At 39.8% G+C, this 13,080-nt stretch carries 20 protein-coding genes and 6 tRNA genes; 25 read left to right on the top strand and 1 reads right to left on the bottom strand.

Translation table 11 applies throughout. The annotated features are described in order from the left end of the window. Positions 1–415: 415 nt before the first annotated feature. The 19 genes from NQ556_RS09025 to NQ556_RS08940 all read left to right on the top strand — a co-directional run bounded on the left by NQ556_RS09025 (position 416) and on the right by NQ556_RS08940 (position 6,958). Positions 416–736: a hypothetical protein gene (locus tag NQ556_RS09025; RefSeq protein ID WP_008375423.1), complete on the top strand. Its 321-nt coding sequence runs from the start codon at positions 416–418 to the stop codon at positions 734–736. A gap of 12 nt (positions 737–748) precedes the next feature. After that, the gene (locus NQ556_RS09020; RefSeq protein ID WP_008375425.1) at positions 749–1,021 is read left to right on the top strand and encodes a hypothetical protein; all 273 of its coding nucleotides are present in this window, start codon (positions 749–751) and stop codon (positions 1,019–1,021) included. Further along, positions 1,018–1,194, top strand: coding sequence for a hypothetical protein (locus NQ556_RS09015; RefSeq protein WP_008375427.1), 177 nt, complete (start codon positions 1,018–1,020; stop codon positions 1,192–1,194). Before NQ556_RS09020 ends, NQ556_RS09015 begins: the two co-directional genes overlap by 4 nt. A gap of 1 nt (position 1,195) precedes the next feature. Next, positions 1,196–1,342 (top strand): hypothetical protein, encoded by a 147-nt coding sequence (locus NQ556_RS09010; protein WP_008375428.1) that lies wholly within the window; start codon positions 1,196–1,198, stop codon positions 1,340–1,342. Further along, positions 1,339–2,199 (top strand): prohibitin family protein, encoded by an 861-nt coding sequence (locus NQ556_RS09005; RefSeq protein ID WP_204576003.1) that lies wholly within the window; start codon positions 1,339–1,341, stop codon positions 2,197–2,199. Before NQ556_RS09010 ends, NQ556_RS09005 begins: the two co-directional genes overlap by 4 nt. A 149-nt stretch (positions 2,200–2,348) precedes the next feature. Beyond that, positions 2,349–2,429 (top strand) — tRNA-Tyr (locus NQ556_RS09000). 115 nt (positions 2,430–2,544) lie between these two features. Beyond that, positions 2,545–2,628 (top strand) — tRNA-Ser (locus tag NQ556_RS08995). Positions 2,629–2,792: 164 nt separating this feature from the next. Further along, positions 2,793–2,866, top strand: a tRNA-Arg gene (locus NQ556_RS08990). Positions 2,867–2,871: 5 nt separating this feature from the next. Continuing rightward, a tRNA-Gln gene (locus tag NQ556_RS08985) sits at positions 2,872–2,941 on the top strand. Between the two features lies 1 nt (position 2,942). Further along, positions 2,943–3,014 (top strand) — tRNA-Trp (locus NQ556_RS08980). 610 nt (positions 3,015–3,624) lie between these two features. Continuing rightward, positions 3,625–3,696: transfer RNA gene (locus NQ556_RS08975), tRNA-Asn, on the top strand. Positions 3,697–3,721: 25 nt separating this feature from the next. Then, positions 3,722–4,132, top strand: a complete 411-nt coding sequence (locus NQ556_RS08970) for a DUF7336 domain-containing protein (RefSeq protein WP_008375434.1) — start codon at positions 3,722–3,724, stop codon at positions 4,130–4,132. Positions 4,133–4,148: 16 nt separating this feature from the next. Next, positions 4,149–4,643, top strand: a complete 495-nt coding sequence (locus NQ556_RS08965; RefSeq protein ID WP_008375437.1) for a DUF2829 domain-containing protein — start codon at positions 4,149–4,151, stop codon at positions 4,641–4,643. Positions 4,644–4,654: 11 nt separating this feature from the next. Then, on the top strand, positions 4,655–4,981 hold the full coding sequence (locus tag NQ556_RS08960; protein WP_008375439.1) for a DUF4406 domain-containing protein: 327 nt from the start codon (positions 4,655–4,657) through the stop codon (positions 4,979–4,981). A gap of 2 nt (positions 4,982–4,983) precedes the next feature. Beyond that, positions 4,984–5,253 (top strand): DUF6275 family protein, encoded by a 270-nt coding sequence (locus NQ556_RS08955; RefSeq protein WP_008375441.1) that lies wholly within the window; start codon positions 4,984–4,986, stop codon positions 5,251–5,253. A gap of 4 nt (positions 5,254–5,257) precedes the next feature. Continuing rightward, complete coding sequence (locus NQ556_RS08950; RefSeq protein WP_008375444.1) at positions 5,258–5,806, top strand: LemA family protein; 549 nt, start codon at positions 5,258–5,260, stop codon at positions 5,804–5,806. Further along, positions 5,807–6,559 (top strand): hypothetical protein, encoded by a 753-nt coding sequence (locus NQ556_RS08945; RefSeq protein ID WP_008375446.1) that lies wholly within the window; start codon positions 5,807–5,809, stop codon positions 6,557–6,559. Further along, the gene (locus NQ556_RS16855; RefSeq protein WP_204576001.1) at positions 6,559–6,726 is read left to right on the top strand and encodes a cysteine-rich KTR domain-containing protein; all 168 of its coding nucleotides are present in this window, start codon (positions 6,559–6,561) and stop codon (positions 6,724–6,726) included. Before NQ556_RS08945 ends, NQ556_RS16855 begins: the two co-directional genes overlap by 1 nt. Further along, positions 6,713–6,958 (top strand): hypothetical protein, encoded by a 246-nt coding sequence (locus NQ556_RS08940; RefSeq protein ID WP_008375448.1) that lies wholly within the window; start codon positions 6,713–6,715, stop codon positions 6,956–6,958. Before NQ556_RS16855 ends, NQ556_RS08940 begins: the two co-directional genes overlap by 14 nt. A gap of 216 nt (positions 6,959–7,174) precedes the next feature. On the opposite strand, the gene NQ556_RS08935 is transcribed toward NQ556_RS08940, so the two are convergent. Further along, positions 7,175–7,441: a hypothetical protein gene (locus NQ556_RS08935; RefSeq protein ID WP_147574788.1), complete on the bottom strand. Its 267-nt coding sequence runs from the start codon at positions 7,439–7,441 to the stop codon at positions 7,175–7,177. A gap of 119 nt (positions 7,442–7,560) precedes the next feature. Here NQ556_RS08935 and NQ556_RS08930 point away from each other — a divergent pair, with 119 nt between their 5' ends. The 6 genes from NQ556_RS08930 (at position 7,561) to NQ556_RS08905 (ending at position 13,073) form a co-directional block, all read left to right on the top strand. Beyond that, the gene (locus NQ556_RS08930) at positions 7,561–8,700 is read left to right on the top strand and encodes a hypothetical protein (RefSeq protein ID WP_147574790.1); all 1,140 of its coding nucleotides are present in this window, start codon (positions 7,561–7,563) and stop codon (positions 8,698–8,700) included. A 15-nt stretch (positions 8,701–8,715) separates the two neighbouring features. Then, positions 8,716–9,150: a helix-turn-helix domain-containing protein gene (locus NQ556_RS08925; RefSeq protein WP_008375452.1), complete on the top strand. Its 435-nt coding sequence runs from the start codon at positions 8,716–8,718 to the stop codon at positions 9,148–9,150. 134 nt (positions 9,151–9,284) lie between these two features. Continuing rightward, positions 9,285–10,883, top strand: a complete 1,599-nt coding sequence (locus NQ556_RS08920) for a phage portal protein (protein ID WP_204575999.1) — start codon at positions 9,285–9,287, stop codon at positions 10,881–10,883. After that, entirely contained in the window at positions 10,867–11,502 is a 636-nt protein-coding gene (locus NQ556_RS08915; protein ID WP_044999269.1) for a phage minor head protein, read from the top strand. The genes NQ556_RS08920 and NQ556_RS08915 overlap by 17 nt, the downstream gene beginning before the upstream one ends. A gap of 140 nt (positions 11,503–11,642) precedes the next feature. Continuing rightward, complete coding sequence (locus NQ556_RS08910) at positions 11,643–12,167, top strand: hypothetical protein (protein ID WP_044999270.1); 525 nt, start codon at positions 11,643–11,645, stop codon at positions 12,165–12,167. A gap of 72 nt (positions 12,168–12,239) precedes the next feature. Next, positions 12,240–13,073, top strand: coding sequence for a phage capsid protein (locus NQ556_RS08905; RefSeq protein ID WP_204575998.1), 834 nt, complete (start codon positions 12,240–12,242; stop codon positions 13,071–13,073). Positions 13,074–13,080 lie beyond the last annotated feature (7 nt).

Genomic DNA, 13,080 nt, shown 5'->3' with positions numbered 1-13,080 from the left:
GATGTATTAAACAAATAGGTGTTTGTCGTATAGATACATATGTTCGATAGCTGTGGCGTGAAACTGTTGGACATTGGAATGGTCCCGGCGGGGGTCTGTGAGGGGCGGAGCCCCGGGGTGTCTCTGACCTCCAAAAATAACGACCAAAAACAAAAAGGAGTCATATAAATAATATGCTAATCAAAATCACCTTAATACTATTAGTTATCAGCATAGCTCTTTATATCATTACAAGAGTATATTTCAATACTTTAAGTGCCAGCAATAAATTAAGGCTTACTTGTACAACCAATTACAAAATAGGTGAGAAGATATTATTTATGATTATTGGATTCACTTACATGATTACATTTGTGATTGCGGTTATAGCAGTTATTAGTTTGATTCTCAAATACCTGTAGGAGATGCTTTGGAAATGACAACGGTAAATATTCTTGGAACTGAATATAAAGTGATTAGGGAACCATTCGCAGATGCAGATACCGATGGTTATTGTGACTATACATCGAGAGAAATTAGAATCAGGGACGACAATGTAAATGAAGTTGGAGATTTTGATGAACTGATGCGAAAGCAGCTACGGCATGAGATTATACATGCTTTCCTTGCTGAAAGTGGATTGCAAGCAAACTTTGAGCATTATAAACAGTTCGGCCACGAAGAGACAATTATTGACTGGATAGCCATTCAGTTTCCGAAGATGATTAAGGCGTTTCAAAGCGTGAATGCAATTTAGGAGGTTTCCTTGATGGGCGAAGATGAAAGAAATGATTCACTATTTATTTTTGATGAACATAAAAACAGCTATATTCCGGTAGAAAGAAATCAAATATTCGTTGATGATATATCGCCGGATATTTCCGTAGAGGATCTTCTTCCGTTCGATGGAAAAGCGTTGAGCATTACAGTTAATATACGTAAGATACCGCCAGAAATCAGACGGATGATTTTAGGGCGGCAAGCTGATAATAACTGGAGAAAACTTCACGGATTGCCAATGAGAAGGAGATACCGGAAATGATAATCAACTTAATTTTCTTGATTGCAAATTTGATAATGGCAGCAATGTTTACTTCTATGCTGTACTTCATGGTGAAAGCTCGTAGAGATGGAATCAACATTGGAATCACGGTAGGATTGTTGTTAATATCTATTGGAAATTTATTATATTTTGTAGCACAGGCGGTGAGTTAAGATGTTTGTAGTATTTGTAGGTGCCTTAACCGTATTTTTGATTATTGGAATGCTTTTGGCTTGGGTAGGAAATAAAATCTTACTTTCAATCCTTAAAGATAATGCGAAAGCAGAAAAAGAAATTAAAGAGAGGAAAATGGACGAATGAAGAAAAAAGGAATAGTCGCGGTAGTAGTGGTTGCAGCTGTTATCGGTGCAGCGTTCACGGTCAGTTCGTGCAAATTGATTAAGACTGGACAGACTGGTATAGTCTACACGTATAGGGATGGAGTACAGAAAGAAACGCTTTCACCGGGATTGAATTTTGTAGGTCCGATGAAAAAAGTAAAAGAGTTCTCAACAAGTAATGAAATCTTGGTAATGTCGAAAGACAAGAGAGAGGGCAGCAAGGGAGATGACTCTTTTAAGGTTGCTACTTCTGATGATGCAAGTATTGCAATCAGTTTTCAGATGTCATATCGATACAACCCGGATACGCTTGTAGATACATACAAGAAGTTCAAAGGTATGGACGGTGACGATATCATCGAAAGCCGTGTGAAGCCTGTTCTGAAATCGAAAATTTCAGAGATTACAACGAATTACTCTATGATGGATATTTACTCTGGAAACAGATCAAAACTCAATTCTGAGCTGACTGATTACCTGAATAGCGAATTTTCCGATAAGTACGGAATTGAAGTTCTGGATGCATCAATCATTGATGTTCACCCAGACAAGAAACTGAAAGAAGCTATTGATAATCGCGTGACTGCATTACAAGAAAAGCAGCAAGCAGAAGCTGAACAGGAAAAAATCAAGGTTCAGAAAGAGACTGAGAAGATTCAGGCTGAAACAGATGCACAGATTCAGATTACGAAAGCTCAGGCTGAAGCTGAGTCAAATAAAATCATCAGTGCTTCGATTACGGATGAGCTGATTCGGATGAAAGAAGCTGAGGCAAGAAACAAATTTGGCTGGGTAACTGTTCAAGGTGCAGACACGGTAGTAACTGATGGAAAATAGTCAGTAAAGACTCTAAAATCTCCAACTACTGCTTGAGGAATAAAAGAGCTGCGTGTAGATTGGCGGTAAAACGATATGAACCTTAAATAACCGCATAGTGCATTGCATGGCACGATAAATATTATTGCTAACCGTCAGATGGCGGTTATTGGTGGATATGCAATTGGAAAAGCAGGCTGACTGTAAATCAGTTCCTTCGGGTTTGTAGAGTTCGAGTCTCACTCCACCAATTTCTTCAAGTGTGTTGCTTTGAAGAATGATTTAATCCCCCTTGTTTTGATTGTATATGGCTGGTGTTCTTCTGTGTCAGAGGCGTAATTGAATGACGATTCATCCAGCCAGTATGCCGTATTCCCATAATGGTATTGGAGATGCTTGCTAGGCATTCGGTCGGTAAACGACTTGGAGGTTCGATTCCTTCATGCGGCGCTGCGGATTAGTGGAACGGCTCCACGCAAGACTCATGATCTTGAAAAGTCGGTTCAACCCCGACATCCGCTATTTTTCAAGTTTTGCGGTTCTTGGAAACGAGGAACTATTAACAGACATCGCATCTCTGGTAGTAAATCACATAAAAACCGTATTTACTATCTGCTGTCATAGCTCAATTGGATAGAGCAGCTGATTACGAATCAGCAGGTTACCGGTTCGACTCCGGTCGGCAGCTTTATTGGGTAATAGCTCAATGGCAGAGCATCAGACTTTGACTCTGATAGTTTGGGTTCGATTCCCAATTACCCCGTAGGTCGATAGTTTAATTGGCAAAACAACGGTCTCCAAAACCGTAGTCATAGGTTCGATCCCTATTCGGTCTGTTTAAACATGATTAACTCAGTGAAGATGGATTTTTCAGTCCTGCTGAGATGCATTGGTGATGAGATAGGTTGGTTCGGGATACTGGATCAACTGATTCTTTCCGGTAGAAGCGATTCTGTTGGAGAAGATGGAAACCATCAACAACGCCGTGCAGTGTATCATCATAGAGAAATCAAATGCAGAATCCTTGTGGTCAGCGTAGAATAGACGCTTGCGGTGCAAGAATAATCCGGTGATGTGAGTAGTGTGAGAGACTACGGACTAACTGGAAATTCTCAATAAGCTGATTTGCCTTGAATCTGAGAAATCGGAGTATAACACAAGAAATTCGTTAAAGTAGCGGTATGGCATGATAAAAATAAAGCGAATAGGTGTAAGACATAAGATACAACTATGATATTCTGAAAGAACCGTGAAATTTATGGGTATCAATCCCGTGTGTGCTTTGACAACGGTAAGAAGCCAAGGGTCGCTCCTGGACGCTCAGACTTATCGTCACACTGGCTGAATATGATTTCTACCATGATGAATAAAGGGAAGCCTTAATCATGTTTAAAACAATACTTCAATTCAGTAAATGCAGAGTTTACTTGACCGTTCTCTGCATTTTGGCGTATAGCTCAATGGTAGAGCGTCCGGCTGTTAACCGGAGGGTTGCCGGTTCAAGTCCGGCTATGTCAGTTTCGAGAAAAAGGAGCGTGATGAAATGAAAGTGTATGTAATTACATCTGGTGAGTATTCTGATTATTGCATTCGAACAGTTGCATTAAGCAGAGAGAAAGCTGAACTGATATGTGCAATGCTGAACAGTGAAAAAAGATATTATTGTGACGTAGCTACAATTGAGGAATACGACACAGACGAACTTCAATGTGATGCCAATGAGGATGTTGGTTTATGTTATGAGGCGGCGTTTAATTACAAAACATTGAAAAACATCTATTTTGACGAGCCGTTTTATTCATTCGCTAGAAATGAAATTAAAAGAGAAATTTCGGGTCATGGGTACGAAATTCTAATAGCTGCCACATTTCCAAAAGATATGCCTCAAGAAAAAGCAAGAAAAATCATGAAAGATAGAGTATCGAAATGGAAAGCGGAGCAAGAGGGCTTGTAGAAAGGAGAACTGAACGATGACATTTAAAGAAGCATTTGAAGCAATGAAACATGGAGCAAAGGTAAAACTTCCGTCTTGGGCTGGTTATTGGTACTGGTCAAAGGAAAAGCAGACGATTATCATGCACACCAAAGATGGCGTTGATATGGATATCCGTGAGACGCAGGTTCCGGACTATACATTTTCCAATATCGCAAGTGATGAATGGACGTTAGCAGATAGTAAGAATTGTCCGGAATTGGGTGGCGAGGCTACATTCTCATTTGGAGAAGCAATTAAGTATCTGAAACGTGGCATGAAAGTAGCAAGAAAAGGATGGAATGGGAAGAAGCAGTATATCCAGCTTGCTACAGGAATTTCTTACAAGACAGCGGATGGAGATATCGTAAACTGCGAACATGATGCTATCGGAAACATGGCTATCGCCTTTGTCGGAACATCAGGAGTACAGATGGGATGGCTCGCAAGTCAGGCAGATATGCTTGCAGAAGATTGGGTATTTGCAGAGTAGGAGGATTAATCATGAAGAAAGCAATGTTAAGTCAGCCGATGGCTGGAAAGACAGATGAAGAAATTGTAGCAACAAGAGAGAAAGCAATTAAGGTTCTTGAAGAAAAAGGATATGAGGTTGTGAATACTCTTTTCACAGATGAGTGGTACAGCACTGACGCAATGAAAGAACGTGGAGTAGTTCAGATTCCATTGTGTTTTCTTGCTAAGTCCTTAGAGAATATGTCTCTGTGCCATGCAGCGTACTTCTGTAAAGGCTGGGAGAATGCAAGAGGATGCAAGATTGAGCATGATGCTGCGGTTGCTTATGGTTTGGATATTATTTATGAGGAGGCTTAATCATGATTATCACAGGAATGGATCACTTTCAGAGTGTATGTAAAAAGAAACTTGTTGAATGGTACCATGAGCATAAACCGGAGGTTGAGATTGATTTAAGCAATGTATTTATCGTTTGGTCATGTAAGACATTGCAGAATTATAAGTGCCTTGCTTCAACTGACATTAGCGGTGATGGCATCTATGCAGAGTACACATACAACGGGGACAAACAGGCGCTGTATGAAGATGTGTACGGAAAGATTACAAACACTTGTCATACAAAGGGGTAAATAGATGAAAAGTAATTGGAAAGTAGCCTTAATTGCATTTGGTAGCGTTGTTGCAGTAGTTTTAATGTGTGTATTTGGAGTATACAGTTCACAAAATAGGGCTATTGCAATGGAAGAGCAAGTAAAGACGGCACAGTCGGATATCAAGGTGCAGGAAAAACGAAGAGTTGACCTTGTATACAATCTTGCGGATTGCGTGAAACAGTATGATTCACATGAGGCGGAAACATTGAAAGCTGTTGTTGATGGAAGAGGTCAGGCTGGAGATATTGAAAATGTCACTACAGCTATTACGGCAGTAAGTGAAGCATATCCAGAGTTGAAGTCGAATGAAAACTACAAGCAGCTAATGAATGAGCTGTCAATCACAGAAAATATGATTGCTGAATATCGAAGCAACTTCAATAAGCAGGTGAAACAGTACAATCGGTACGTGCGTAAGTTTCCGACAAGTATTTTTCTTAATGTGACCGGCTACGAAAAGCAGTCCTATTCATATTTGGAATATGATGTGTCGGAAGATGCACCACAGAATCTATTCGGAGATAAATAAATGGAGATTACGAAGCGTGAAGTCTTAGCAAGTATATCTATTATTGCCGTGATGCTTTTAATTGGCTTTTTGATTTCTGGAGAAATTTCTAATAGTATTATGGACGATAATGAGAAATACAATAAAGCAGTTAAAATTAAAGATGAAGATTTGTTCCGTTATGGAATGGATACAAACATTGGAAATGCTTTTGTATACGGAAAATTAGAATCCGTGGATACTGTTACTTATCCAGAAATTGGTGGAGAATATATCTTTGTTAAAAAGATAGAAGAAAGACGGGAACGTCACGAAGAAGAAATAACTGAGAAGGATTCTAAAGGTAAAGAGCATACAAGAATTAGAGTTTATTATGAATGGGAAACAGAGAATGTAGAATCTTTACACGCAAAAGAAATTAAATTTTGCGGATCCACTTTTTCTTACAACAAGATAGATTTGCCATCTTCAAAATACATAAAAACAATTCCTGGAGATAAGGTGTACAGTTGGGAGTCTGGCGAACGTGTGAAAGTGCGATTTGTGTATTACGGAGTGAAAACAAAGTACAAGGGTACGATTTTTGCAGACCTTAGAGATGGAACAATTCCAAACAAGACACACTTTTACAAGGACAGTTCGATTGACGATATTGTGAAAATGTTTGAAACCAATGCAACAGTGGCTATGGTTATATTTTGGATTGCATGGATCATACTAACAGGAGGCATTGTGTATGGATTTTATTATTTGGACAATGAGTGGTTAGAATAATGGAGCAGATAAAAGAAAATTGGTATTACTGTCCGGCCGGTCACAAGACTGGACAGCGGATAGAGAAAAATTCCAATATTGAGAATACGCCGATATGGTGTAAACACTGTAAGAAAGCGTATTATCCAGTGATTAAGGACGGGAAGATGCGAAATGATAGTAGATGAAACTATAGATGATTCCACTTCCACTGTAATGTTTAAACCAATCTGTGCTCATTGCGGATATGTATTCAAGAAAATTGAATATAACGCAAACAAACCTTATTATGGATCGAAACTTAGCGAAAGTGGATTTACACCACCGTATTGTCCGGGATGCGGAAAGAAAATAGTATCATTAACAATCCCTATGCCGGATGAATACGGAAATGTAAAATATGAATATGAAGAAAAATGAATGATTTAGTGCCAGAGCCTAAGAGCCAGAGCTGATATTTGTGAGAAATCGCAGATATTGGCTCTTTTTTTGATTTGCAAGGAGGTGAGCAGATGAATTTTACGGAATACAAGCGAATAGCCAATGCATTGAAGATGCAACCATCAAATAAATACAGCACATGGGATAATATCATGCAGTTATGCTTGAATATGTATGAAGACAGCCAAGATTACCTCAAATATTGTTTAAAGCTTTCAAAAGCTGTGAAATTATCTGCTCAAAGACTTCTTGTACAGAATCAAGATATACGTTTTGAGGATTTGTATTGGCAGGCGTTAAAATTTGAAGCGCCACATTTATTTGACAGCTATCTGCTCTATCTTGAGCGAAAGCGATTAGAACAGGATCGTTTTTATTCTCCAAAAAGAAAGCAATTGAATAAGCATGGGTTGATTCAATCACTACAGGACATGGAAGATGATAAATTGGATATTCTTTCAATTTCCATGCCACCGGGTACGCAGAAGACCACTCTTGAAAAGTTTTTCTGTTCATGGATAATCGGAAGACACCCGGACGATTTCAGTTTGTTTTTCTCGCACAGTGGAGATATTACCAGAATGTTCTACGACGGAGTAATGGATATCACAACGAACTCAGATGAATATTGCTGGCAAGAGATTTTTCCGGATGTGAAATTTCATAGCACCAATGCTAAGCGAGAAACCATCAATTTCAACAAATACAAACCATTCTCAAATATCCAATGTACATCTGTAGGAAGTAAGAATGCCGGTAAGGTCCGTGCCAACAGATACCTGTATTGTGATGATTTGATTGGTGGTATCGAAGAAGCACTGAATAAAAATATTCTGGACAAGTTATGGAGAATCTACGGTACTGATGCTAAACAGCGAAAAATGGACGGCTGTAAGGAGATCCATATTGCTACCAGATGGTCCGTGCATGATGTTATTGGTCGGCTGAAAGATATTTATGACGGAGATGATAGAGCGAAATTCATTGCTGTTCCAGACATTGATCCGGTAACAGGAAAATCAAACTTTGATTACAAATACAATGGATTCAGTGTTGAGTTCTTCCACGATCAGGAAAGAACAATGGATGAAATCTCCTACAAGTGCCTGTACAAGAATGAGCCTATCGAACGTGAAGGACTTCTGTATACGGATGAAGAACTTAGACGATTCATCACGCTTCCTATTACGGAACCGGATGCCGTATGGGGCATATGCGATACGAAAAATAAAGGTACAGACTTTTTGTTTTTACCATGTATGCTACAGTATGGAAATGATTTCTACCTTACCGAGTGTGTATGCGATGATAATTCCAATTATGGAATCCAGTATGAGAGAACGTCTGATTTGATTGTAAATACCGGAATGCAACAATGCCAGTTTGAAAGCAACAATGGTGGTGATCGTGTAGCGCTGGAAGTAAGCAAACTGGTTGAGCAAAAGGGCGGTCATTGCAACATTACTACGAAATATACGGAATCTAACAAGGAAACGAAGATTATTGTAAATGCAGATTGGGTAAAGAAACACGTACTATTCCGTGACCGAGAGAATTACAAACCAAAAGAGGACTACGGAAAGATGATGGGATTCTTGCTCAGCTATTCAGTACGCGGGAAAAATCCGCATGATGATGTACCCGATGGATTAGCAAGCTTCGCACTATTCGTAACAACAGGATTTGTTCGAACAGCGCAAATAATCCAGAGCCCAGTTTAAGGAGAATACATAGAAATGAAAATCACCAGAAAAGATATTGCGAATTACAAATTGCTTGGAGTCCTCCTTGAAAAGGACCGTCAGAAGCTTACTGATTACATAGAAAAACGTCCGTCTTGCTATGCCGGGAAAGTTTACGGATCCAATCCTCAGTTCCCGTATGAGCCACGGGGATTCAGTGTCAGCGGATGCAATGAATATGAAATAGCACAGATGAAAGAGTGGGAACAGAAATGTCGGGAAATGGAAATTAAGGTGCAAGAGGATATTGAGCGGTTGAAAAATCTTACGATTGGAATTGACCGTCTGATTGCTGATTGTACGGACTTGGAAGATAAAATGATTCTGGAATATGTGAAAGACGGAAAGTCTCAACAGCAAATTGCTATGGAAATTGGACTTGACCAGTCTGTAGTGTCCAGAAGAATAAAAAAGTATGTTTCAGAGTAACTTGCATAAAAAGCATAAAAAAATACTATATAATTATAATCGAAGAAATTGTAATTCGTTCATGAATAAAGAGTTTTGCGTGTCGCTATCACGTGAAGCTCTTTCTTTTTTTATGCAAAGGTAGGTGAAATTCGGTGTCTGAGGACAATGAAGTGTTTGTGTATCCGGAACTGACTGGCAGATGCCGGATTTATACGGATGTTGCAAAGATTACAAGCGAGAATATCTTTCAGGTGTTGGAAGAAGCAATGACGATTCACATGAAAAATGTAGATGATATGGTTCTTCTGATGCGATATGAAAAAGGTATTCAGCCACTTGTTAGAAAGAAAATTATCCGTAAGGAAGTAAATATTAAAGTATCTGACAATCTGGCAAACCAGATTACAGAGTTCAAGCTTGGCTATGTATGGGGGCAGCCAATTACATATGTTCAGCGTGGAAATAAGGATTTGAAGAAATCAACTGAAAAAGAAAATGATTTCCAGGATGATTCGATTTCTATGTTGAATGAGCTTAACGATGCGGAATATGCATTCTCCAAAGATCAGGAGCTTGGAAGATTTGTTGAGATTACCGGCGTTGGTTATCAGTTTGTCGATATCAAGCGCAACTTTGACGGACTTTGCCCGTTTGATTTGGTAACGCTGAATCCATTATTTACTTTCTGCATTTATCGTAATTCGGCACTGCAAGAAAAACTTGCCGGTGTTACTTTCTGCAGAACAAAGAACGGAACAGTTTATTATACCGTGTTCACTCCGGACACAAGATACGAAATTAAAGATATGCGTGAAATCACCAATGGAGAGAAGCCTAAGAACCCTTGGTCGTTCATGCAGCACAGTGGAGAAATCAATCCACTGAAAATGATTCCGATTGTGGAATTTAATCGAGCTACCGATAGAACAGGATGCTTTGAACGTCAGATTTCAGATATGAATGCTCTGAACGTAGAAGTATCTGATTTTGCCAATGCGGTAGCACAGACTACACAGGAAGTATTCTTCGGCGTTGGATTTGAATTGCCGAAAGATGATAACGGTAAAACACAAGCTCCGGTTGGAGGACAGTGGATTATTGCTAACAATACCGGAAACGGTGGCACGCCATTACTGAAGGCTATTTCCAGTACGTTTGATTATTCCGGTGTACAGGAAAATATCGTAAGCAAGAGAAACACGATTTTACAGCGAGCTTATGTACCGATTCAAACAGACCCCGGCGGTGGTTCTACCGGCTCTGCTATGAATATGTCCTCAGGATGGAGTGCTGCTGAAAACAGTGCTTGCAAGGAAGAACAGATTTTACGCCGTGGAAAAGCGGAAATCGTAAAGCTTGAATTAGCTGCTATCAAGGCATCTACAGATACGCCGTATGATAGTCCGCTTCTAAAACTGGAATATTCGGACGTGAAACCAAAATTCATCAGAAATAAGACATATGACCTTGCTACAAAGGTTAATTCGATGGTTGCAATGATAAATTGTGGCGTAAATGGTCGTGTTGCTATGGAACAGGTTGACTTGTTCCCGGATGTCGCTCAGGCATGGGCCGATAGCCGAGATATGATTGAAAAATATCAGAAATCATTGATTAAGAAAGATGGTCAACAACAACAGACGCAGCAGAAGAGAACGATGTCTGACTTATCTGATCAGACTGGAAATTCCCCGATTCTTGATGGAATGAATACCGATAATGGCGGTGATGAAGATGTTCACGAATCTTAGCTTTGATGAATTGAATGCTCTGGTTACGAATGAACGGAGTATGTCATTTGAACAGTATTTCGGTGAAATGAATATTCCAGAAGAGGACAAAGCAGAAAGAATCCATATGGCAGAAGATTTAGAAAACAACTTCATTGCTACTATGGCGTGGCTATTTACAATGGCTCAATCGAACAAAACAGATTATGAGCCAATCCGTAATCAAATTGAGGATTCTTATTTAGAAACGCTTAGAAAGTACACGGACGTAGACAAATACTTGGGAACGCACGTAAAAAGCTTTTCTTACGATGTTATAGACAGCACGAAAAGCCATAAGAGCGAGCCTTACTATTATTCGCTAGATAGAGCAAGGTTCATAGCTGAAAATGAAGTAAATACGGCGATTAACCACGCAAGATATATGGAGGCTGTTAATTCCGACAAAACCATGAAGCGGTGGGAATCTATTATGGATGAGGTAACAAGGAAAGACCACAGAGAAATCAATGGGAAATACATTCTGATTGGACAGGCTTTTCATGTTGGGAATTCGTGGATGCAATTCCCAAAGGATACCTCGCTTGGAGCGAGTGCAAATCAGATTATCAATTGCCGGTGCTCAATTATTTATTTATAGAAATTACGGTCAAAACCATGACTGTTTTCATATGGCACAGAGAAGTGCCTTACCAAACGCGGAAGACAGAGAAGTCTATAATCGCGAAATGTAACTGATGAGAGAGAACTCTAAACGCGAAAGAAAGGAACATGATAACTATGGAAGACAACAAAAACCTTGAGGGACAGGTACAGCAGAATCAGGAACCGGAAAACAAGCCGGAAGAGCATGAAATGACTCTTGAAGAAGCGCAGACATTACTTGCACAGGAAAGAGCCAAAAATGCAAAGCTTCAGAACGACTACAATAAAACTTCTTCCGAAGCTGCTAATTACCGTAAACAGCTGAAAGCTAAGCAGACAGCCGAAGAACAGGAAGCAGAAGCGAAGAGAGAAGCCGAAGAAGCAAAAGAACGCCACACCAAAGAGCTTGAAGAAAAGCTTGCTAAGATTGATGCACAGAAGCGTTATATGGCGATTGGAATGTCCGAGGAAATGGCAGAAGAAGCCGCTACAGCTGAACTTGCCGGAGAAAGTGATAAAGTGACAGAGCTTTATAAGAAATTCAATAATGCATCCATTAAGGCTGCACAGGCAGAATGGCAGAAAAGCAGACCGCCGGTTAATGCCGGACAGGGAGAAGATGGAAAAGAAGATCCATTCCTGAAAGGATTTAATGGTTAATCTTCCTTAAAGATACCGGACACGTAAAGAAGTGTTCGCTGATTACCAAAAGTTAGTAAAGGAGAATTTAAGATGGCAGTAAATTACGCAGCTAAATATTCACAGCAGGTGGATGAAAGATTTAAACTCGGTGCGCTTACCTCTTCACTGGTAAACTACGCATTTGAATGGCTTGGAGTCTCTACTGTAAAAGTATACTCTATGCCAACAGCAGCAATGGGCGATTACACTACAGAGGGCGCAAGCAGATATGGAACACCAGAAGAACTTGGAAATGAAGTGCAGGAAATGACACTTGCAAAAGACCGTGCGTTCACATTCACAATTGATAAGAAGAGTGAAGATGACACAATGGGAACAATGGAAGCTGGTGCAGCACTCCGTAGACAGATTGATGAAGTTGTTATCCCGGAAATTGATACATACCGTATTGCTAAGCTTGTTGCCGGTGCTGATGCTGGAAACATCGTAAAAGATACAGCAGTAACAAAAGCCAATGCATATGAAAAATTCCTTGCAGTTCAGGAAATTCTTGACAACAAGAAAGTTCCGACTGGTGGAAGAATCTGCATTTGCACACCAGGCTACTACAATATGCTGAAACTGGATGAAGCATTCACCAAAAAAGGCGATATGGCTACACAGATTGCTATTAACGGTCTTGTTGGTGAAGTTGATGGCGTTTACTTCGTAAAAGCTCCGAAGTCTTACTTCCCGGAAAAAGTAAACTTCATTATCACAAATCCGATTGTTATGCCGTCACCAATCAAACTTGCAGAGTACAAGATTCACGATGATGCGCCTGGTATTTCTGGATACCTTGTTGAGGGACGTGTTCGCTATGATGCATTCGTACTTAACAAGAAGAAAGACGCTATCGGTGTATGTGAAGACCCGGCAGAGTAGGAGTGAT

It is taken from the genome of Coprococcus comes ATCC 27758 (assembly GCF_025149785.1).
Classification (GTDB): Bacteria; Bacillota; Clostridia; order Lachnospirales; family Lachnospiraceae; genus Allocoprococcus; species Allocoprococcus comes.
Note: the sequence above shows the minus strand (reverse complement) of the source record. Positions and strands in the feature narration are given on the sequence as shown.

Coding starts and splice junctions, on each gene's coding strand:
- NQ556_RS09025 (WP_008375423.1), top strand. CDS start 416: ATGACAACGGTAAATATTCTTGGAACTGAATATAAAGTGATTAGGGAA.
- NQ556_RS09020 (WP_008375425.1), top strand. CDS start 749: ATGGGCGAAGATGAAAGAAATGATTCACTATTTATTTTTGATGAACAT.
- NQ556_RS09015 (WP_008375427.1), top strand. CDS start 1,018: ATGATAATCAACTTAATTTTCTTGATTGCAAATTTGATAATGGCAGCA.
- NQ556_RS09010 (WP_008375428.1), top strand. CDS start 1,196: ATGTTTGTAGTATTTGTAGGTGCCTTAACCGTATTTTTGATTATTGGA.
- NQ556_RS09005 (WP_204576003.1), top strand. CDS start 1,339: ATGAAGAAAAAAGGAATAGTCGCGGTAGTAGTGGTTGCAGCTGTTATC.
- NQ556_RS08970 (WP_008375434.1), top strand. CDS start 3,722: ATGAAAGTGTATGTAATTACATCTGGTGAGTATTCTGATTATTGCATT.
- NQ556_RS08965 (WP_008375437.1), top strand. CDS start 4,149: ATGACATTTAAAGAAGCATTTGAAGCAATGAAACATGGAGCAAAGGTA.
- NQ556_RS08960 (WP_008375439.1), top strand. CDS start 4,655: ATGAAGAAAGCAATGTTAAGTCAGCCGATGGCTGGAAAGACAGATGAA.
- NQ556_RS08955 (WP_008375441.1), top strand. CDS start 4,984: ATGATTATCACAGGAATGGATCACTTTCAGAGTGTATGTAAAAAGAAA.
- NQ556_RS08950 (WP_008375444.1), top strand. CDS start 5,258: ATGAAAAGTAATTGGAAAGTAGCCTTAATTGCATTTGGTAGCGTTGTT.
- NQ556_RS08945 (WP_008375446.1), top strand. CDS start 5,807: ATGGAGATTACGAAGCGTGAAGTCTTAGCAAGTATATCTATTATTGCC.
- NQ556_RS16855 (WP_204576001.1), top strand. CDS start 6,559: ATGGAGCAGATAAAAGAAAATTGGTATTACTGTCCGGCCGGTCACAAG.
- NQ556_RS08940 (WP_008375448.1), top strand. CDS start 6,713: ATGATAGTAGATGAAACTATAGATGATTCCACTTCCACTGTAATGTTT.
- NQ556_RS08930 (WP_147574790.1), top strand. CDS start 7,561: ATGTTCTACGACGGAGTAATGGATATCACAACGAACTCAGATGAATAT.
- NQ556_RS08925 (WP_008375452.1), top strand. CDS start 8,716: ATGAAAATCACCAGAAAAGATATTGCGAATTACAAATTGCTTGGAGTC.
- NQ556_RS08915 (WP_044999269.1), top strand. CDS start 10,867: ATGTTCACGAATCTTAGCTTTGATGAATTGAATGCTCTGGTTACGAAT.
- NQ556_RS08910 (WP_044999270.1), top strand. CDS start 11,643: ATGGAAGACAACAAAAACCTTGAGGGACAGGTACAGCAGAATCAGGAA.
- NQ556_RS08905 (WP_204575998.1), top strand. CDS start 12,240: ATGGCAGTAAATTACGCAGCTAAATATTCACAGCAGGTGGATGAAAGA.